Genomic DNA, 19,390 nt, shown 5'->3' with positions numbered 1-19,390 from the left:
GGAAGCGCAAATCTACCCGATCTCCACGACCGTTCCCGACTTCAACTTCGGCAGCAGCGCGTCCATGTCACTTCGCGCAATCGCCACGCAGCCTTCGGTGCTGCGCTCGGTCGCCGGTTTCGCCTCGTTCCACAGATGGAAGAAGATCGCGCTGCCTTCGCCGGGCACCGGCGGCGTATCGTTGTGGCCCAGCACCAGCACCACGTCGTACAGCATGTCCTCGCGCTGCAGCGTCTCGGCACTGAAGCCGTGGGGCAGGCGCACCGGGCGGTTGTAGGCGGGGTCGGCAGGATCGTCCGACCAGCCATCGCCCGGCGAGGTCCAGCGCCACGGCAGCGCAAGGCCCGGCGGCGGGGTGGCGCGGCCGGGGCGAAACAGCACCGCGCGAATCGGCCAGCGGCCCAGCGGCGTGCAGCCATCGCCCTCGCGCTTGGCATCGGCAGCGCACGCCCCGCTGCGGCCGATGCTGCAGGGAACCTGCCAGTCGTCCAGGGTCACCGTCAGCGCCTGGGCATCGACGCGGATGGTGTCGCTCACAACTGATGCCCGGTCCGGTCGCGCTTGGTGACCAGATAGTGCGCGTTGTGGGGGTTGGCGGGAATCTGCAGCGGCAGCCGCTCGGCGATGGTCACGCCCAGGCTGGCGAGCACCGCCTGCTTTTCGGGGTTATTGGTCATCAGCCGGATCGCGGGGACATGCAGCGCCTTGAGCATCTGCGCGGCCACCGCGAAATCGCGCGCGTCGGTCGGAAAGCCCAGCCGGTTGTTGGCATCGACCGTATCGAAGCCCTGATCCTGCAGCTGATAGGCGCGCAATTTGTTGATCAGCCCGATGCCGCGGCCTTCCTGACGCAGATAGAGCAGGATGCCCCATTGCGCGTGCGCCATTGCGTGCAGCGCGCCGTGCAGCTGCGGGCCGCAATCGCATTTCAGGCTGCCCAGCACGTCGCCGGTCAGGCATTCGGAGTGCAGCCGCACCACCGGTAGGCTGTCGTCGGGGGTGCCGACGATCAGCGCGACATGTTCGTGAAAATCGGCGTCCGAGCGGAAGGCGACGATCTCGGCGGTGTCGCTGGCGCTGACCGGCAGCCGCGCGCGTGCGGCGATGCGCAGCGTGGTGGGGTCGGCGTATGCGGCAACATCGGCTGGGGTAACACGGGGCGCCTCGGCCTCTGCCTCGGTCAGGATATGATAGGCCGGAAGCAGCCCCGCCAGCCGCGCGAGCTGCATCGCGGCCTCTGCGGCCTCAGGAGCTGGCAGCGGCTGCGCGGCGAACGGCCCCTTCATCGGGCGGGACAGATCGAGCGAGGGATCGGCGATCGCCACCGCCAGCGCCGAATCGAGCGCGCCTGGCACCGCGATGCACACCGGCGCATCGGGCCGGGCTGCGTCCTTCTGGTTGGCAAGCTTGAGTGTGATCGCTCGTGCTGCGGAGATCAGCAGCCGCGGCTGGGCAGCTTCGGGCGCCGCGCCGGTTTCAACCGGACGCAGGGCCAACTGCCCGTCGGGCGCATCGACAATGATATCCCAGCCCCGGGCCAGCGCATCGAGCGCCCGGGCCGCAGCGCGCGCGTTCATGAGATGGCAGGCTCCATCAGAACAGGAACTCGCTGATCAGCGGGGCGTGGTCGGAGGGCTGGGGCCAGCCGCGGCAGGGCTCGACCACGCGGTGGCTCTTGACCGTTTCGACGATGTCGGGCGACACCCAGATATGGTCGAGCCTGCGGCCGCGATCGGACACCGACCAGTCGCGCGCGCGATAGCTCCACCACGTGAACAGCCGTTCGGGCGCGGGATAGAATTTGCGGCCGATATCGACCCAGTTGTGCGCATCCTGCATCGCCTTCAGCCGCTCGATCTCGATCGGCGTATGGCTGACGGTGTTGATCAGCTGCTTGTGGCTCCACACGTCATCTTCCAGCGGGGCGATGTTGAAATCGCCCAGGATGATGGTGCGACCTGTCAGGCCGCTCGACCATTGCGTCATCCGCTCGATGAAATCGAGCTTCTGGCCGAATTTGGGGCTGACGTTGCGGTCGGGAATCTCGCCGCCGGCCGGAACATAGACGTTCTCCAGCCGCACGGTGCCGCCCAGCGGGCCGGTTATGTTGACGCCGATGTGCCGCGCCTCGCCATTGGCCTGCCAGTCGAGCCGGTTGTCGTCGCTCAGCCGCACCTTGGCGATGATGGCCACGCCGTGATGCATCGGCTGGCCGTTCAGCTTCTGGAAGTTGTAGCCAAGCTGGCGGAAGGGTCCCTCGGGAAAGTCGTTGTTGATGACCTTAGTCTCCTGCAGGCACAGGATGTCGGGCTGTTCCTCAGCCAGAAAACGCTGCACCGAGTCCAGCCGGAAACGGACCGAGTTGATGTTCCATGATGCGATCTTGAGGGGGGTTGCCATGGCAAGGCTCTAGCCAGCGATGTGCGCAAACCCAAGCCCTAAACACTCCGGTCGGCGGAAAAGAGCGCAAAAAACCCTCGTCCCGGGGGCATTGGAACGAGGGTTCTTTTTTGCGTTCGTCACGCTTGGTTGAAGCCGGTGGTTCGTCAAGGTAACAGGGGGAAACCTTGGCGCCGTCTTCGAAAACCGTTCTAGTCAGCCAAGCCTGTCTGCCATGTGAACAGATTTGCGAGGCTTTCGCAGTTCGTCGAACGGTAAAGGCGGTTCGTCTGCGCTGGCGATGTGCTGATAAATTCTTCGTCGTCACCCCCGCGCAAGCGGGGGTCCCGCCTTTCTTCGCGCCGTTCGGATTCAAGCGGGGTTCCCGCCTCCACGGGAATGACGATGACCTATTATAAGGAGATCAAGCCTAGCGGCGCGGGCCCTTTGCGCGCGGATCGGTCCAGGCGAACGCGCTGTCGGCAACCGCGACATTGTACTGCTGGCCAGACAGGCGGATGGTGGTGCGCTTGTTCTGCGAATCGAGCGCGACCCAGCCGACCAGCGACAATCCGCCCGGCGCCGCACCGCTGCGCGTGAAGATCAGCGTGATCACCCCATATTCGGGGCGCTTGGGATCGCGCACCTCGACACTGACGACATCGGGGTCGTTGGTCTGCAGAAGCTTGCCGTATTTGGTGAGATCGCGATTAGGATCGAGCAGCGCGCCCAGCGGCGAGTTGCGGATCGGCCAGCGCTGAACCTGCTTGACCTGATAGTCGATCATCGTGAGCGCGCGGCCATCGCTGACGATCAGCAGCTGCGCGTCCTTCTGATATTCGAAGCGGATCCTGCCCGGCTGCTTGAGCGTCAGCGTGCCGCTGAGCGTCTGGCCGGTGCGATCGGTCTGGGTGAAGCCGGCGCGCAGCGACTGCATCGCCTTGAGGTGCCGGGACACCTGCGCCAGATCCCCGCCGGGGTTTGCCTGCTGGCCTGCCTGGCCGATGGCAGCCTGGGGCAGGGCAAGCGGCGCTGCGACCATGGAGGTCGCGAGCAGCGCGGCGGCGATGGGACGGAACCGGAACTTCAGCATCTGGGGCGGGCTTTCATCTAGGAAGGAACCCCAAGCCCCTGGGCGCAGCCGATTGAACCGGCGCTGAATTGCCGGTTCATCGGGCGTGCGCACCCAAGATTACTTGATCTTGGCTTCCTTGAACTCGACGTGCTTGCGCGCGACGGGATCGTACTTGCGGAAGCTCATCTTCTCGGTGGTGTTGCGCGGGTTCTTCTTGGTGACATAGAAGAAGCCGGTGCCTTCGGTGCTGACCAGGCGGATTTTCACAGTGGCTGGCTTGGCCATGACCTGTTCCTTTGGGTTTGGATGATGTTGCGATGGTGCACGGCCTGCGCCGGACACCGGAAATTTAAGCGAATCAGAAACACAAAGAGCGGCACAAATGGCCGCCCTGAATATGCGAGCGCCGCCCTTGCCGCAACGCCCCCGGCTTGTCAAGCACGGTGCCCCGCACAGGCCGCCTGCCGCCGCACGATCAGCCTTGCCCAAAAATTAACCCAGCTGTGACACTGTGCAGCATCACAGGCGGACAGCAGGAGCGGTTATGCAGGACCCGGCAGCATCGGACAGCACGGAAGACCGGCTGAAGCTGGCGCGCCAGCAGCTGCGCATGCAGGCGGGCCATGTCCGCGCGATTGCCTGGCGGGTTTCGCGCGCCGAGCTTGCCGTCCAGATCGACCGGATGCGCCGCATCGCCGACAGCAACGCCATGCCGTGTGTCAGCGATCTGGCGCACGGGCTGGAGCATCTGCTCGCCAATGGCTGGAGCCGGACGATGGCACGGCACTATTTCGATGCGATGGACGAGGCGATCGCCAGCGACTGCGGCAACGCCGACATGCGCGCAGCGGTGCTGGCCTCGATCGCGGTGCGCGGGGCACGCTGATTTGCGCTATCGTCCGCGCTGATGGAAGCCTTTGTCACGACATTGCTGCTCACTGCCATCGTCCAGACAGGCGATCGCAGCCAGCTGCTGTGCGCAGGCCTCGCGATGCAATTCGACCGGCGCGCGCCGTTGATCGCGGCAGTGGCGGCGGCGAGCGTCGCGGGGGCCGCGATCGCAGCGATCGGCGGCCAGGTGGTGGGCGACTGGATCAGCCGCGATGCGCTTTCGCTGTTCTATGCGCTGTCGCTGCTGTTTGCCGGGCTGGGCATGCTCGGCTGGCGCAGGCCGGTCGATCTGTTGCAGGGCTGGCGCATCGGACCGTTCTTCACGACGCTGTTCGGGGTGATGATCCTGCAGTTCGGCGACAAGGGGCAGTTCATCGTCGCAGCGACAGCGGCGCGCAGCCATGATGCGCTGTGGCCGCTGCTGGGCGGGGCGGCGGGAACCGTCATCGGGCTGCTCCCGGGGGTCGTGTGGCAGGACGAGCTTGCCCGCTGGCCGCTGCGTCCGGTGCGGATCGGCGCGGGGCTGTGCATCGCGGCACTCGGCATCCTGCTGGCGCTGAGCGCCTTCGGGCTGGTGTAGCCGTCCCCGCAGCACGCGCTGCGAGCCTTGCGATCACAGTAACGCAAGAAATTGTCATGCCAATTGCGGCATCACAACCTATGTTAACATCAGCCAATTCACAGCAACAGGAGACACGTCATGGGAAATAAAAAGGGCGACAATGCAGGCAAGGCGCTGGCGGATGCCATGAACGGTCTGCTGGCGGACAGCTTTGCGCTGTATCTCAAGACCAAGAACTTCCACTGGCACGTCGCCGGGCCGCATTTCCGCGACTATCACCTGCTGCTCGATGACCACGCCACGCAGATCCTCGCAATCACCGATGCGATCGCCGAGCGGGTGCGCAAGAACGGCCACCGCACGCTGACCTCTATCGGCGACATCGCCAAGCGCCAGACGATTGCCGACAACGACAAATCGGGCGTGGCGGCCGAGGCGATGCTCAAGGAGCTGCGTGACGACAATCTGGCGTTTGTCGCCAAGCTGCGCGAGGTCAAGGAATTGGCGGGTGATGCCGGCGACAATGCCACCGATGGCATCGTCGACGATTGGACCGACCAGGCGCAGGAACGTGCCTGGTTCCTGACCGAGACGCTGGGCAAGTAAACTCTCGCTGATGCACGGCTGCAACACGCCGTGCCGGATCTCAGGAGCCACCCACCCCCCTGAATATGGGGGTGGGGGCGCCTGAAGGTTAACGTTTGCAGGCCTTTATCGCGCCGACGCGCAAGAAAATGTGTCCAGACGGCAACACTGTCACACAATCTTAATGCCCCGCGCCGCGCCGCGTTGCGTTTAATTCAGCGCAAGCTAATTTCCTGAACAACGCAAAGTTTTTCAGGGGATGATAATGACCAACAGGAATGCACGTTTGCAAAAGGCGATCAGTAGCGGCGTAGCCGCGACGGCGCTGGCAGTTGCGCTGGCCGCCGCGCCTGCCGCCGCCATCGAAGCCAACGCCAGCGCCGCTTCGGATGTGCGCAACGCGCTTGTCTCGGACGGCCTCGCCCCGCATTTCGATCTGACCAGCAGCATCACCACGGGCGGCCTTGACCTCCAGACGGTGCGTCTGGATATCGACGCCGCCCAGCTCGATCCGCAAATTCTGATCGCCAACCCCAACACCCCCATCACGGCGCGCGATCCGGTCAACATCACGGGCATCGCGCAGATGGTTGTCGACAACGGCAATGGCGGCGTCGGCCTTTGCACCGGTTCGCTGATCAACCCGCGCACCATCCTGTTCGCCGCGCACTGCGTCAACAGCCGCGCTGCCACGGCCTATGGCGCCAATTCGGGCGGCGTCGGCATCGCTTTCGGTTTCGAAACCAACACCCGCGCCAACGCGCCGGGCGAGGTCGACGAGCTGGTTCGCTGGCTGCTGGGCACCAATGGTCAGGGCCGGTTCCAGACCAACACCGCGCAGGCCTTGTACAACGTCAATGCGGTTGCCTATCACCCCCGCTCGGTCGAGCCGGGCAACGGCTTTCGCTATGCCGACGTTGCAGTCGCATCGCTCGACACCCCGGCGGTCGGCATTCCGACCTGGTCGCTGCTGCTGTCGCAGCTGCCCCAGCCTAGCGCGATCACCGCAGCAAGCGGCACCGGCTACCATGTCAATCTTGCCGGCTATGGCGGCAATGGCACCGGTACCTCGGGTACACTTCCGATCGATTTCCGTCGCCGTACGGCGGAAAACTGGCTGGGCGCGCTCACCTCGCTCGATGACTTCACGTCCTTCCTGTTCGGTGCGGCGCCTGCCGGTCTGCCGCAGAACCTGTACTGGATCGATTTCGATGATCCGCGGCGTGGCACGTCGGCGGCCAGCCCGTTCGACTTCAACGCCTTCCGCGACAATGCCCTTCCCCGTGAAGGCAACACCGCAGGCGGCGACTCGGGTGGCCCGCTGATCCTCGATCGCACCTTTGCGCGCGAAGTCATCATCGGCGTGCTGTCGGGCGGCTATACCCGCTTCTTCAACGGCCAGCCTGCCAACAGCTTCGGAACCGCGTCCTTCTATCAGCCGCTGTATCTGTATTGGGACTGGATTGCCGAGAACAATCCCTATCGCTACGTCACCGCTGCAGCCGGAAACCGCAACTGGACCGATCCCACCCACTGGATCACGTCGCAGGACCCCAACTACTTCATCATCGGCCCCAACGGCCAGCTCATCAACGGTACGCCGACCTCGGCTGGCGGAACCACGGTGGATATCAGCGGCAAGTTCGGTCAGGCATGCTTCCAGTCCGGTGGCTCGAGCGAATGCGTCGACTTCAGCAACGGTCGCACCACGGTCGAGCAGAAGCCGATCGGCACCGATGGTATCGGCGACAATGCCGGCACCGCGAACTTGACCAGCGGTATCGGTGAAGCGGTGATCGAAGGCGCCGCCGCGTCCGCGCAGATCAGCGCGCAGATCAGCCCGTCGGATCCGGTCAGCTCGGCAAGCATCCCGCTGCCGCCGGCCACCATCGCCAACGGCCTGCCGGGCGCGACCAATTTCGTGCCCAACAACAGCGCCGGCAATCGCGCCACCGGTGTGCTGCCGCGTTACTTCGACGTCACCCTGGCGGCTGCCGGCACAACCACGCTCGACACGGCGGTCACCATCGACCGCTTCCGCCTGAACGGCGTGTCGGCCGCGCTGAACATCACCTCGACCGGCTCGCTTACCAGCCTGATCGACGTGACGCAGACCATCGGCTCGATGCAGATCAACGGCAGGCTGACCTCGGTCGGGGATTACTTCCTGATGGCAGGCGGACTGAGCGGCACCGGAACCCTCCGGGCACCGTTCTTCACCAGCGTCGCCGGAACGATCTCGCCGGGCGCAACCGGCAACGCCGGAACGATCGGCACGCTGACGATCGACGGCAACGCCATCCTGTCCTCGGCCACGCAGTATCTGGTCGATGTCGGCGCCGGCGTGTCGGATCGTCTGGCGATCACCGGATCGGCAAGCCTCGGGGGCCGCGTGATCGTCTCGCCGGTCGCCGGGTACACCATCAAGAACGGTGATACCTATCGCATCGTCACCACCGGCGGCACCATCAGTGCAGGGTTCAACTCAGCCGCGCCGATCAGCGCGATCCTGACCCCGGTGCTGACCACCAGCGCCAACGCCGTCGACATGCGGATCACTGCGGGTCAGTATCGCAACGTGATCGATCCGTTCTCGCTGGTGCAGCGCTCCTATGCGGGCATTCTCGACAGCAACCGCAGCGCAGAGCGCAACTTCGCGGACGTCTATCTGCGCACCGATCTGATGTCGGCTTCGCAGATCCAGTCGACCTTCGAAGCGCTGGCGCCGTTCACCGAATCGGCTCGTCTGAGCCTGGGTGAAGCCGTGCTGTCGAGCACCTCGCGCTTCCACCGCACCCGCTTGCAGTCCTCGCTTTCGGGCGATGCCGGTGGCACGATCGCGATGATCGGCCAGCCGCTGAACCTTGCCGCCACCGCGACCAGCGGTGTGGCACTGCCCGGCGCTCTGGCAGCCGCTTCGGCCGGCCAGGACAGCCAGGAAACCGTGATGGATTCGACCTCGCTCAACAGCGATTTCGCGATCTATCTCGGCGGTGGCTATCTCAACGGCAAGTCCTCGCCGATGCCCACCGCGCTGACGCCCAACCGCGACGACAAGTTCGACGGCTTCTTCGTGGTCGCCGGCCTTGAATATCTGCCGCGCGATGGCGTGGTGCTGGGTATCTCGGGCGGCTATTCGGATGTCGACAGCAGCGTCGTCCGCGGCCAGGCCGTGGCCGGTGAGCTGATCGAAGGCAGCGTCTACGGCGCCGTGACCACCAAGAGCGGTCTGGTGTTCGATGGCCGGGTGAGCGCAGGCACGTTCAAGGTCGATACCGCCCGCACCGTCGTGGTGGGTGCCGGCCTGTTCAACCTGGCCTCGAGCGACGACAGCCTGGCGATCACCGCAGAACTCGGCATGTCGGCTCCGATCGTCACCGAAGCGATGGTGATCACCCCGCGGGTTGCTGCCCAGTATCAGTATATCGGCTTTGACGATGTGCGTGAAACCGGTGGCGGTCCGGCTCTGGATATCGATCGCAACAAGTTCGACAGCCTCCAGATCCGCACCGGCATTTCGGCCAGCGCCAAGAAGACCGCGGTCTTCCGGCCCTATATCTATGCCGATTTCGTCTATGACGCGATGGACGGCGATGCGTTCTTCGGTGCCAACTTCGCAGGCAGCACCACCGGCCGCTTCCCGTTCGCCTATCGCTCGGATGACAACAGCTGGGGCGAAGCAGGCGTCGGCCTGACCATCGCGCAGCCGACCTTCGAGTTCACCGCGTCGATCGACACCACGGTGGGCCGTCAGGACTTCCAGGCACAGCAGTACTCGCTCTCGGCGCTGGTTCGCTTCTAAGCACCAGCCCGGGCGCAAGCCTCAAGAAAAAGCCCGTCAGCCGAAAGGCTGGCGGGCTTTTCCGTTGGAGAGGTGGAAACTCCAGATGCATGGAACGAAGCCAGCCTTGGAGTGGCAAATCTCCAGTGTTTTACGTCCGGTATGACCGCTTTCGGTGCATTTTGGTTGCACTTGGGGCGGCCGAATTTGGGTGGTTTGCTGCCGCTGTTGCTTTCCGACCGGGCGTGATAAAGACCGGCTATGACAATCGTTTATGACCTTTGGTTCACCCGCGAATACGACGATCGCGAGGATACGGAACTTCATATCGGGATTTACGCCAGTCGTTTTGAAGCAGAGGCCGCCATCGAAGCTCTGAAGGACAAACCCGGGTTTCGAGACTATCCAGAAGGGTTCGAGGCGCACGAAGTCGTTCTTGGCCAAACGGGTTGGCAATACGGCTTCGTGACTACCATCGGCGCTCCACCAAAAGATGCTGCGGGCGAGGCGTTCGACTTACCGGCGTTCGATTGAGTAACGACCGCAACGGGGTCGCTTGCAGACGGGCAGCTTTTTTCCAGCCCAGCTCGAAAGCGGTCCTCCACCGCTCTGTCCTGACCTGTTTCAGGAATGGGCGGAGGCGGATAGTCTGGGGTAAGAAACAGGGCCGTATGCTGCTTCGACACCGTCCAGCCACCCTACTGAAAACTCGCTCGCAACCCATCGATAACGAACTGCGCGGCCAGTGCCGCGAGCAGCACGCCGAGCAGGCGGGTGATCACAGCCTCCGCCTTGGCGCCGAGCAGCTTCATCAGGGGGCCTGCGGTGAGCAGCGCGATCAGGGTCAGCAGCAGCACCGCGAGCAGTGCGGCGAGGATCGTCAGCGCGCGGTCGAGGCCGCTGTTCTGCGACACCAGCAGCATGACCGAAGCGATCGAGCCGGGGCCGGCGATCATCGGCATCGCCATCGGGAAGATCGACACATCCTCGATCTCCGGGGTTTCGATCACCTTCTGCGCGCGCTGTTCGCGGCGTTCGGTGCGCTTTTCGAACACCATGTCGAGCGCGATCAGGAACAGCATGATGCCGCCTGCAATCCGGAAGCTGTTGAGTTCGATGTGCAGCGAGGACAGCAAAGCCTCGCCGAACAGCGCGAACACCAGCAGGATGCCGCCCGCCACGATCACCGCGCGGATGGCCATGCTGCGGCGCTGCTGCGCATTGGCGTCGGTGGTCATGCTGGCATAAATCGGCGCGCAACCCGGGGGATCGATCACCACGAACAGGGTGATGAAGGCGGAAACGAAAAGCTCGATCATGCCGCACCTGCCGGAACATCGTCGCGCACCACGGTATCGAAGCCGGTGCCGTTCCACAGGTCGATGGTGACGGTGCGGCTGCCATCTGCGCGCACATCCCAGCGCCAGACCATCGTGCCGTCAGCCGACGCGCGCGCGCCGCTGGCGGTGGGCGCGGCGATCGCGTCACCCTTGGCCAGCGGTCCCATCTGAACGCCTTGGAGCAGCTTCCTGGGTTCACCGGTGCACACGGCGGTGCGCGAGGAGATCATCTCGTCGCCCGCGCGCGGAGCAGCCAGCATGGCACCATGGTCGAGCACCCATTTCCAGTCGGCCTTCTTGGCGCGCGGCTTTTCCAGGTTCTGCCAGACGGTTGTGTAGTAACCCACCGCGCCGCCGGGGAATTGCGATGCGCCGGTCGAGGCTCCGGTGCGGCCATCGCACGCCATGAACAGCTTTTGCGGCTGCCATTTGACCGCTTGCGCCGGATCGGCGCGGCCCTTGAGCCAGCTCTGCGCGAGCACCGGTTGGTCGACGAACATCACGGCATCGGCAGATGCGGTTTCCCGAAAAGCGGTCCACTGGCCCTTGTCCTGCGCCAGACGCGCAAAGGCGATCTCGGCAACCAGCACCGCGCTCGAATTGGCATAGGATTGCCCCTCGGGCCGTGGCGGCGGCCCGCGCCGGTCGCCGCGGGGTGGACCCTGCTGGGCGGATGCGGCGATCGGGGTCAGCACCATGGCGACGGCCAGCGACAGCAGCGCCTGCCGAGAAAGGGTTTGCACAGCGCTCATCACAAGCCCTCCGGCGCGGCGATACCCGCGCGGCGCGATGCCGCGACCAGCGTGTTGCGCAGCAGGCAGGCGATGGTCATCGGGCCGACCCCGCCGGGGACCGGCGTGATCGCGCCTGCCACGGCGGCGCAGTCGTCATAGGCGCAATCGCCCACCAGCCGGGTCTTGCCCTGCTCGGCCCCCGGCACGCGGTTGATGCCGACATCGATCACCGTCGCACCCGGCTTGATCCAGTCGCCGCGCACCATCTCGGGGCGGCCCACCGCGGCAACGACGATATCGGCCAGCCGCACGATCGCGGGCAGATCCCGCGTCCGGCTGTGCGCGATGGTGACGGTGCAGCTCTGCTGAAGCAGCAACTGCGCCATCGGCTTGCCGACGATGTTCGATCGGCCGATCACCACCGCGTGCAGGCCCGAAAGATCGCCGAGCACATCCTGCAGCAGAATCAGCGATCCCAGCGGCGTGCACGGGACCAGCGCGTCTTCACCCACGGCGAGCTTGCCCGCGTTGACGACATGAAAGCCGTCGACATCCTTGGCCGGATCGATGCTCGCAAGCACCGCCTTGTCGTCGATATGCGCAGGCAATGGCAGCTGGACGAGAATGCCATCGACCGCATCGTCGCCGTTGAGCGTTGCGACCAGATCGAGCAGCGCCTGCTGGGTGGTGTCGGCGGACAGACGATGCTCGAAGCTCAGCATCCCGGCCTCGACCGTCGCCTTGTGCTTGGAGCGGACATAGACCTGGCTTGCCGGGTCGTCGCCGACCAGCACCACGGCAAGACCGGGCGCGCGGCCCGTGGCTCGCACGAAATCTGGGACAAGCGCGGCGAGGCGCGCGCGCAAGCCGGCCGCGAAGGCCTTGCCGTCGATGATGCTGGCGATGTTACGGGCTGTCATGCCCGCCGCTCTAACGTCAAATGCGCGTCATTGCCACAGCAGAGCGCGGATTTGCGCAGCTCAGGCGAACTGGACCCACAGCCGCGGGATGATCGAGCGCTGGACGATCATGATCACCAGCAGCACCACCATCGGCGCCAGATCGATCATGCCGAGATCGGGCATGATCTTGCGCACCGGGCGGAACAGCGGTTCGGTGATCCGATTGAGCGATTCGACCATCTGGCGGACCAGATCGTTCTGCATGCTGACAACGTTGAATGCGACCAGCCAGGACAGCACGATCTGGATGATGATGAACCAGGTCACCACCGTTAGCACTATGTCCAGGATTTCGAGCAGGATCTGCATAGGTCTCTCATTATGGCGTTGCCCGATATCTAGGGCGAACTTGGGTGTATTACAAGACTAAAACGGCTCGGGCCTTTCGGCTCGAGTCCATCAGGCCCGGATCAGCGTACCTGCCCCGCGCGAGGTGAAGATTTCCAGCAGCATGGCATGCGGAACCCGTCCATCGAGGACAACCGCGGCATCCACGCCCTGTTCGACCGCATGGACGCAGGTTTCCAGCTTGGGGATCATGCCGCCGCTGATCGTGCCGTCGGCGCGCAATGCAGCAATGTCGGCAGGAGTCAGGTCGGAGAGCAGCTGCTTGGCCTTGTCGAGCACGCCTGCGACATCGGTGAGCAGGAACAATCGCGATGCGCCCAACGCCGCTGCGACCGCGCCTGCCATGGTGTCGGCGTTGATGTTGTAGGTCTGTCCGTCGGCGCCCACGCCGATCGGCGAGACAACGGGGATCATGCCTGCGTCCGATATCGTCTTGAGCACCGAACAGTCGATGGCTTCCGGCTCGCCGACAAAGCCGAGGTCGATCGCGCGCTCGATGTTGCTGTCGGGGTCGCGCACGGTGCGTTCGACCTTGCTCGCGCGGACGAAGCCTGCGTCCTTGCCGCTGATGCCGATCGCCTTGCCGCCCGCGGCCGCGATCCAGGTGACCAGCTCCTTGTTGATCGCGCCCAGCACCATTTCGGCGATGTTGGCGGTCTCCTGGTCGGTGACGCGCAGCCCGTCGACGAACTGCGACTGCACGCCGACGCGCTTGAGCATCGCGCCGATCTGTGGTCCGCCGCCATGCACGACGACGGGGTTGATGCCCACCGCCTTGAGCAGGACGATATCCTCGGCAAAGTCGCGCGCCAGCTCGGGGTCGCCCATCGCATGGCCGCCATATTTGACGACGAAGCTCTTGCCCGCATAACGCTGCATGAACGGCAGCGCCTCGGTGAGGGTCTCTGCCTTGGCGAGCAGCGCGGGGTCGTGGATGTGGCCAGAATCTTGATGGTCGGTCATGCGTCGAGCCTTTTGCCCAGACGGACGAAGAACACAATCAGGAACGGCACCAGCGCAATCGACAGCGCGACCTTGGCCGCCATCTGGCCGATCAGCAGCTGGCCGATCGGGAATACGCCGTAAAAGGCGATGGTGACGAAGATCAGCGTGTCGACGATCTGCGAGAGGGCGGACGCGATCACCCCGCGCACCGCCAGCCAGCGGCCCGGCATGTTCTGCAGCCGCGAGAAGATATAGACGTTGAGGAACTGCGAGACGCCATAAGCGCACACGCCCGCCGCCCAGATGCGTCCCGTCGCGCCGAGGATCAGCTGGATGGCATCGGCATTCTCGGGCGCCATGTCGGGCGAGGCGGGGAGCGCATAGACGATCCACGACAGCGCCATGGCGAACAGCAGCGGCACGAAGCCGAACTTGACCAGGCTGTTTGCGGTGTCGCGGCCGTGCAGTTCGGCGATCGCGCTCGAGACCACGACCAGCAGCAGAAACGCGAAAATGCCCGCCTCGACTGCCAGCGGGCCGATCGAGACCTGCTTGTTGCCGAGCACGCCCGCCAGGCACACCATGCCGCCATAGAAGACGGAAAACACGTAAAGCGAGCGCGGAATGCCGGAGTTTGCGGCGGCTGGAGCAGATGTCATGGGCAGGAGCCGTAATGGCTTTTGCAGGCGCAGGGAAGGGGGGACGCACTTGCGCGCCGCTGCATGTTCCCGCACACTGGCGCCATGTCAGACTTCAGCGACGCCCTGAGCGAAAAGCACATCGCCTTCATCACCCGCCAGCCGGTGTTCTTCGTGGCCACCGCGGCGGACAACGCGCGGATCAACCTCAGCCCCAAGGGCTATGATGCATTCCGCGTGCTCTCCCCAACGCGCGCCGCCTATCTCGATCTGGGCGGATCGGGCAACGAGACGCACGCGCATCTGGTCGCCGATGGCCGTATCACCATCATGTTCTGCGCGTTCGAAAACCCCGCGCTGATCCTGCGCATCTACGGGCGCGGCCGCCCCGTGCTGCCGCAGGATGCCGACTGGGATGCGCTGGCTGCGCACTTCACCATCCTTCCGGGCACCCGGCAGATCTTCGACATCACGGTCGACAGCGTGCAGACCAGCTGCGGCTGGGGCGTGCCGGTGATGGAGTTCGATCGCGAACGCGAGACGCTGAAAAAAGCGCACCGCCAGAGCAAGCCCGATGCCTGGCTGGCCAAGACCGCCAAGCGTACCCGGTCGATCGATGGCCTGCCCACCACCCCGACGACCCGGTTCTTCACCGATGTCGAGGGCTGAACCCGCGTGAGCCTCAAGGCCATTGCTGAATATGCCGACCGGATCGAGGCCGAGATGGCCCGGCTGACGCTGGGCGCAGAGGGCATCGAGGCCCACATCTTCGACGGCGGCATGGCAGGACTTGGCCTGGGGTTCATGACCCCTGCGCGGCTGATGGTGCTGCCTGAAGATGCCGCGCGCGCCCGCGCGGTGCTGGAGCAGCTGGGCGAGGCCTGACCCGCGGCGCCGCAACGGGCGCCGTCTTTTTGTGCAAATGCAGCATGCTCTGTGCCTAAAAATTGCGCACCCTTTCGCAGTTGCACAAATTTTGAACTGAACCCCCCGGCGCGCAGTTAGCGATTCATTAGGATTCCCCGGATTCCCGGACTTGGCACGTCGCTTGCGTAGCATTCGGGCGATGACGAGGCTAGGCTTCGCAACAAAATTACAAAAGGGGGCGTAATGAAATTCATCATAGCCATCATCAAGCCGTTCCGGCTGGACGAGGTCCGCGAAGCGCTGACCAGCCTCGGTATTGCCGGCATGACGGTGACCGAGGTGAAGGGCTTTGGCCGCCAGAAGGGCCAGACCGAAATCTATCGCGGCGCCGAATACACCACCAACATGGTGCCCAAGCTCAAGATCGAGATCGCGGCGAGCGACGATATCGCGCCTCAGGTGGTCGAAACCATCCAGGCGGCGGCAAACACGGATTCCATCGGTGACGGCAAGATCTTCGTTCTCGACCTCGCGGCGGCCACGCGCATCCGCACCGGCGAGACCGGCGACACGGCACTGTAAGGGGAAGGGGGAATGATGAAACCTTTGCACAAGATTGGCGCTGTTGTCGGGACGACCGCGCTTTCGTTTTTCGTATCGGCGCAGGCCTGGGCGCAGGAGGTGGCCGAACAGGTCGCTGAAGCCGCGCCCGCCGTCGCCGAAGCCGTTGCGGAAGGCCCGATCAAGGCGCCGACCGTCGAGCAGATGGCCGGCATGGTCGACAAGGGCGACACCACCTGGATGCTGATCTCGTCGGTGCTGGTGCTGATGATGTCGATCCCGGGCCTCGCACTGTTTTATGGTGGCCTAGTTCGCACCAAGAACATGCTGTCGGTGCTGATGCAGGTGCTGACCATCGTTTCGGTGGCCGCATTGGTCTGGGTCAGCTGGGGCTATACCATGGCCTTCACCAGCGGCTCGCCCTTCGTCGGCGGTTTCGACAAGATGTTCCTCGCAGGGGTCGATGGCACCACCTTCGCCGCAACCTTCTCGAACAACGTCTACATCCCCGAACTAGCGTTCGTGATCTTCCAGATGACCTTTGCCTGCATCACACCGGCGCTGATCGTCGGCGCGTTTGCAGAGCGCATCAAGTTCACCCCGCTGATCATTTTCACCGTTTTGTGGCTGACCCTGTGCTATTTCCCGGTCGCGCACATGGTGTGGTACTGGGCGGGCCCGGACTTTCTGCCTGATGCACCCACCGACACCGGCTTCCTGTGGGGCATGGGCGCGCTCGACTTCGCTGGCGGCACCGTGGTTCACATCAACGCCGGCATCGCAGGCCTTGTCGGCTGCCTCGTGATCGGCAAGCGCCTTGGCTACAAGACCGAAAACATGCCGCCGCACTCGCTGGTGATGACCATGATCGGCGCTTCGCTGCTGTGGGTGGGCTGGTTCGGCTTCAATGCCGGCTCCAACCTGGAAGCCAACGGCGTCACCGCGGTTGCCTTCATCAACACCTTCGTCGCCACCGCCGCTGCCACCGTTGCCTGGGCCGTGATCGAACAGATCGTCCACAAGAAGCCCTCGCTGCTGGGTGCTGCCACAGGCGCCGTCGCCGGTCTGGTCGCGATCACCCCGGCTTCGGGCCTGGCCGCTCCCATGACCTCGATCCTGCTCGGTTTTGCAGCCTCGATCGTCTGCTTCTTCTTCGTCACCACGGTGAAGAACAAGATGGGCTATGACGACTCGCTCGACGTGTTCGGCGTCCACTGCATCGGTGGCATTGTCGGCGCCATCGGCACCGGCATCGTCGCCGACCCGGCGCTCGGCGGACAGGGCTTCTTCGACTACACCGTGTTCCCGGCAGCGGTCGGCGAATACGACATGGCCGCCCAGGTCATCACCCAGATCAAGGCGGTGGGCATCACCATCCTGTGGTCCGGCGTGGTCTCGGCCATCCTGTTCTACGCCCTCAAGTTCACCATCGGTCTGCGCCCCACAGAAGAGGTCGAGCAGGCTGGTCTCGACATCGCCGAGCATGGCGAACGGGCTTACAATTACTGAGTTTTCAAGTTTGGTCTGTGGCGCGAACCGCTAGCCGCGCCACAGACCTCCAGAGGTTCCTCCTGCGAACTGACAACTCAAGGCCGGGGTGGCAACATCCCGGCCATTTTTTGTGTCCGCGCCGCGCGGGTCGTCGCAGCGCTGCAACCTTCGATCTGCGTTGCATATCAAAACTGTATTGACAAAGCTGTCAGTAAGGTGAGACTTTCAAGCAGACCGCCAAAACAGCGGCGCCGCCGGGCTCATCGCATCCCGGTCATATTGCGACACGCAAGGAGAGAGCCATGGCCACCGTTTTCAAAGACCCCGGCGCCGAGCTGACCTACGACATGAGCGATGCCTCATGGTATGTCGAAGACCGCTGGCAGGAACCGTTTGCACAGCTGCGCGCGCACGATCCGATCCACTGGACCCAGGGCGGATCGTTCGGCGATTTCTGGAACGTCACCAGCCACAAGGCGATCCAGCACGTCGAGGCGCTGCCCGAGATCTTCTCGTCATCCTATGAGTTCGGCGGCATCACGCTCGCCGACCGGATCGATGACGGCACCGAGCTGATCATGCCTATGTTCATCGCGATGGACCGGCCCAAGCACACCGGCCAGCGCCGCACCGTCGCGCCCGCGTTCACGCCGTCGGAAATGAAGCGGATGTCCGACGATATCCGCATGCGCACCGCCGAGCTGCTCGATACCCTGCCCTGGGACAAGCCGTTCGACTGGGTCGACACCGTGTCGATCGAGCTCACCACGCAGATGCTCGCGATCCTGTTCGATTTCCCCTGGGCCGACCGCCGCAAGCTCACCGAATGGTCCGACTGGGCAGGTGACATCGAGCTGGTGCACTCCGAAGAGCTGCGCGCCGAACGCCTGAAGCACCTCTACGAGATGGGCGCCTATTTCAAGAATCTGTGGGACGCCAAGATCAACGCCGAACCGACCCCCGATCTGATCTCGATGATGATCCATTCGGACGCGATGGCGGAGATGGACGAGCTCGAGTTCATGGGCAACCTCATCCTGCTGATCGTCGGCGGCAACGACACCACCCGCAACTCGATGTCGGGCCTCGCTTATGGCCTGCACCAGTTCCCCGAGCAGCGCGAGAAGCTCGAGCAGAACCCGAGCCTGATCCCCAATGCGGTGCAGGAAATCATCCGCTGGCAGACCCCGCTAGCGCATATGCGCCGCACCGCGCTCGCCGATTACGACCTGTTCGGCAAGACCATCAAGAAAGGCGACAAGCTTGCCTTGTGGTACATCTCGGGCAACCGCGACGAGACCGTGTTCGACGACGCCGACAGCATCATCGTCGATCGCGAGAACGCGCGGCGGCATCTGGCGTTCGGCTATGGCATCCACCGCTGCGTCGGTGCGCGGCTGGCCGAGCTGCAGATTGCGATCCTGCTCGAGGAAATGGCCAAGCGCCGGATGCGGGTGAATGTGCTCGCCGAACCCGAGCGGGTGCGCGCCTGCTTCGTCCACGGCTATCGCTCGATGCAGGTGCAACTGAGCAAATATTGAAGCCGAATCGGCTGATCCGGCGTAACTGTGATCGTGCTCCGGTCGAACAGACCGGGCACGGACACGGGATGACAGGATATGGACAGACGCACCTTCTTTGAACGCGGGTTGCTCGGCGCGGCAGGGATAGGCCTGTTCGGGCTGGGATCGTTCACGCTCGGCGGCGCCAGCGCGAAGCCCAAGGGCAAGTTCGAGATCACCAGGACTGACGCCGAATGGAAGCGCCAGCTGACCGCGGACCAGTATTACGTCCTGCGCACCGAAGGCACCGAGCGGCCGTTCTCGAGCCCGCTCGACAAGGAAAAGCGCGCCGGCACCTTCATCTGCGCCGGATGCCAGCTGCCGTTGTTTTCATCCAGAACCAAGTTCGACAGCGGCACCGGCTGGCCCAGCTTCTATGCGCCTTTGCCCAAGGCCGTGGGGACCAGCACCGACCGCCTGCTGGGCTATCCGCGCACCGAGGTCCACTGCAGGCGCTGCGGCGGGCATCTGGGGCATGTCTTCGAGGACGGCCCCAAGCCCACGGGGCTGCGCTACTGCATGAACGGCGATGCCATGCTGTTCCGGGTGGGCAAGGCGTAAAAAATCCTCCCCGAGCTTGTCTCGGGGAGGGGGACCGTTCGCGAAGCGAATGGTGGAGGGGAAGCGAGTGTGCGCTCCCCGCCCGAAATGTACGATCCCGCTGCCCCT

The 19,390-nt window shown here is 64.3% G+C and carries 22 protein-coding genes; 11 read left to right on the top strand and 11 right to left on the bottom strand.

Annotated elements, in window-relative coordinates; all coding sequences use genetic code 11:
• Positions 1-12: 12 nt before the first annotated feature.
• The 5 genes from IP68_RS16010 to rpmG all read right to left on the bottom strand — a co-directional run bounded on the left by IP68_RS16010 (position 13) and on the right by rpmG (position 3,739).
• On the bottom strand, positions 13-537 hold the full coding sequence (locus IP68_RS16010; protein ID WP_231684087.1) for a L,D-transpeptidase: 525 nt from the start codon (positions 535-537) through the stop codon (positions 13-15).
• The gene (gene ribA / locus IP68_RS16005; RefSeq protein WP_054136018.1) at positions 534-1,577 is read right to left on the bottom strand and encodes a GTP cyclohydrolase II; all 1,044 of its coding nucleotides are present in this window, start codon (positions 1,575-1,577) and stop codon (positions 534-536) included. Before ribA ends, IP68_RS16010 begins: the two co-directional genes overlap by 4 nt.
• Before the next feature lie 16 nt (positions 1,578-1,593).
• On the bottom strand, positions 1,594-2,400 hold the full coding sequence (locus IP68_RS16000) for an exodeoxyribonuclease III (protein WP_054136017.1): 807 nt from the start codon (positions 2,398-2,400) through the stop codon (positions 1,594-1,596).
• A 409-nt stretch (positions 2,401-2,809) separates the two neighbouring features.
• Positions 2,810-3,472 carry an outer membrane lipoprotein carrier protein LolA gene (locus tag IP68_RS15995; protein WP_082382430.1) on the bottom strand — a complete coding sequence of 221 codons (663 nt, stop codon included), beginning with the start codon at positions 3,470-3,472 and terminating at the stop codon, positions 2,810-2,812.
• Positions 3,473-3,571: 99 nt separating this feature from the next.
• Entirely contained in the window at positions 3,572-3,739 is a 168-nt protein-coding gene (gene rpmG / locus IP68_RS15990; RefSeq protein WP_017669518.1) for a 50S ribosomal protein L33, read from the bottom strand.
• 259 nt (positions 3,740-3,998) lie between these two features.
• Between rpmG and IP68_RS15985 the strand changes: the two genes are divergently transcribed.
• The 5 genes from IP68_RS15985 (at position 3,999) to IP68_RS15965 (ending at position 9,807) form a co-directional block, all read left to right on the top strand.
• The gene (locus IP68_RS15985) at positions 3,999-4,340 is read left to right on the top strand and encodes a hypothetical protein (RefSeq protein WP_054136016.1); all 342 of its coding nucleotides are present in this window, start codon (positions 3,999-4,001) and stop codon (positions 4,338-4,340) included.
• Between the two features lie 21 nt (positions 4,341-4,361).
• Positions 4,362-4,925 carry a TMEM165/GDT1 family protein gene (locus tag IP68_RS15980; protein ID WP_054136015.1) on the top strand — a complete coding sequence of 188 codons (564 nt, stop codon included), beginning with the start codon at positions 4,362-4,364 and terminating at the stop codon, positions 4,923-4,925.
• Between the two features lie 120 nt (positions 4,926-5,045).
• Positions 5,046-5,513 carry a Dps family protein gene (locus IP68_RS15975; RefSeq protein WP_054136014.1) on the top strand — a complete coding sequence of 156 codons (468 nt, stop codon included), beginning with the start codon at positions 5,046-5,048 and terminating at the stop codon, positions 5,511-5,513.
• A 244-nt stretch (positions 5,514-5,757) separates the two neighbouring features.
• On the top strand, positions 5,758-9,294 hold the full coding sequence (locus IP68_RS15970; RefSeq protein ID WP_054136013.1) for an autotransporter domain-containing protein: 3,537 nt from the start codon (positions 5,758-5,760) through the stop codon (positions 9,292-9,294).
• A 240-nt stretch (positions 9,295-9,534) separates the two neighbouring features.
• Positions 9,535-9,807 carry a hypothetical protein gene (locus IP68_RS15965; RefSeq protein ID WP_054136012.1) on the top strand — a complete coding sequence of 91 codons (273 nt, stop codon included), beginning with the start codon at positions 9,535-9,537 and terminating at the stop codon, positions 9,805-9,807.
• Positions 9,808-9,971: 164 nt separating this feature from the next.
• Here the strand turns inward: IP68_RS15965 and IP68_RS15960 are convergent, their stop codons facing one another.
• The 6 genes from IP68_RS15960 to IP68_RS15935 all read right to left on the bottom strand — a co-directional run bounded on the left by IP68_RS15960 (position 9,972) and on the right by IP68_RS15935 (position 14,261).
• Entirely contained in the window at positions 9,972-10,592 is a 621-nt protein-coding gene (locus IP68_RS15960; RefSeq protein WP_054136011.1) for a MarC family protein, read from the bottom strand.
• Complete coding sequence (locus IP68_RS15955) at positions 10,589-11,365, bottom strand: hypothetical protein (RefSeq protein ID WP_054136010.1); 777 nt, start codon at positions 11,363-11,365, stop codon at positions 10,589-10,591. The genes IP68_RS15960 and IP68_RS15955 overlap by 4 nt, the downstream gene beginning before the upstream one ends.
• Entirely contained in the window at positions 11,365-12,267 is a 903-nt protein-coding gene (folD, locus tag IP68_RS15950) for a bifunctional methylenetetrahydrofolate dehydrogenase/methenyltetrahydrofolate cyclohydrolase FolD (RefSeq protein WP_054136009.1), read from the bottom strand. The genes IP68_RS15955 and folD overlap by 1 nt, the downstream gene beginning before the upstream one ends.
• Positions 12,268-12,327: 60 nt before the next feature.
• Positions 12,328-12,618 (bottom strand): YggT family protein, encoded by a 291-nt coding sequence (locus IP68_RS15945; protein WP_054136008.1) that lies wholly within the window; start codon positions 12,616-12,618, stop codon positions 12,328-12,330.
• A gap of 90 nt (positions 12,619-12,708) precedes the next feature.
• Positions 12,709-13,620 carry an acetylglutamate kinase gene (gene argB, locus IP68_RS15940; RefSeq protein WP_054136007.1) on the bottom strand — a complete coding sequence of 304 codons (912 nt, stop codon included), beginning with the start codon at positions 13,618-13,620 and terminating at the stop codon, positions 12,709-12,711.
• Complete coding sequence (locus IP68_RS15935; RefSeq protein ID WP_054136006.1) at positions 13,617-14,261, bottom strand: queuosine precursor transporter; 645 nt, start codon at positions 14,259-14,261, stop codon at positions 13,617-13,619. Before IP68_RS15935 ends, argB begins: the two co-directional genes overlap by 4 nt.
• An 84-nt stretch (positions 14,262-14,345) precedes the next feature.
• On the opposite strand from IP68_RS15935, the gene IP68_RS15930 reads away from it, so the two are divergent.
• From IP68_RS15930 to msrB, 6 genes are all read left to right on the top strand, one after another.
• Positions 14,346-14,909: a pyridoxamine 5'-phosphate oxidase family protein gene (locus IP68_RS15930; protein ID WP_054136005.1), complete on the top strand. Its 564-nt coding sequence runs from the start codon at positions 14,346-14,348 to the stop codon at positions 14,907-14,909.
• 6 nt (positions 14,910-14,915) lie between these two features.
• Positions 14,916-15,125: a DUF2007 domain-containing protein gene (locus IP68_RS15925; RefSeq protein WP_054136004.1), complete on the top strand. Its 210-nt coding sequence runs from the start codon at positions 14,916-14,918 to the stop codon at positions 15,123-15,125.
• A gap of 225 nt (positions 15,126-15,350) precedes the next feature.
• A complete protein-coding gene (locus tag IP68_RS15920) occupies positions 15,351-15,689 on the top strand; it encodes a P-II family nitrogen regulator (protein ID WP_054136003.1) in 339 nt (112 codons plus the stop codon).
• A 15-nt stretch (positions 15,690-15,704) separates the two neighbouring features.
• Entirely contained in the window at positions 15,705-17,177 is a 1,473-nt protein-coding gene (locus tag IP68_RS15915) for an ammonium transporter (protein WP_082382435.1), read from the top strand.
• A gap of 284 nt (positions 17,178-17,461) precedes the next feature.
• Positions 17,462-18,700, top strand: a complete 1,239-nt coding sequence (locus tag IP68_RS15910) for a cytochrome P450 (protein ID WP_054136002.1) — start codon at positions 17,462-17,464, stop codon at positions 18,698-18,700.
• Between the two features lie 78 nt (positions 18,701-18,778).
• The gene (gene msrB, locus IP68_RS15905) at positions 18,779-19,282 is read left to right on the top strand and encodes a peptide-methionine (R)-S-oxide reductase MsrB (RefSeq protein ID WP_054136001.1); all 504 of its coding nucleotides are present in this window, start codon (positions 18,779-18,781) and stop codon (positions 19,280-19,282) included.
• Positions 19,283-19,390 lie beyond the last annotated feature (108 nt).

Source organism: Blastomonas sp. AAP25 (assembly GCF_001295965.1).
GTDB classification, from domain to species: Bacteria; Pseudomonadota; Alphaproteobacteria; order Sphingomonadales; family Sphingomonadaceae; genus Blastomonas; species Blastomonas fulva.
The sequence above is the reverse complement of the archived record's forward strand: the minus strand, read 5'-3'. Positions and strand labels throughout refer to the sequence as shown.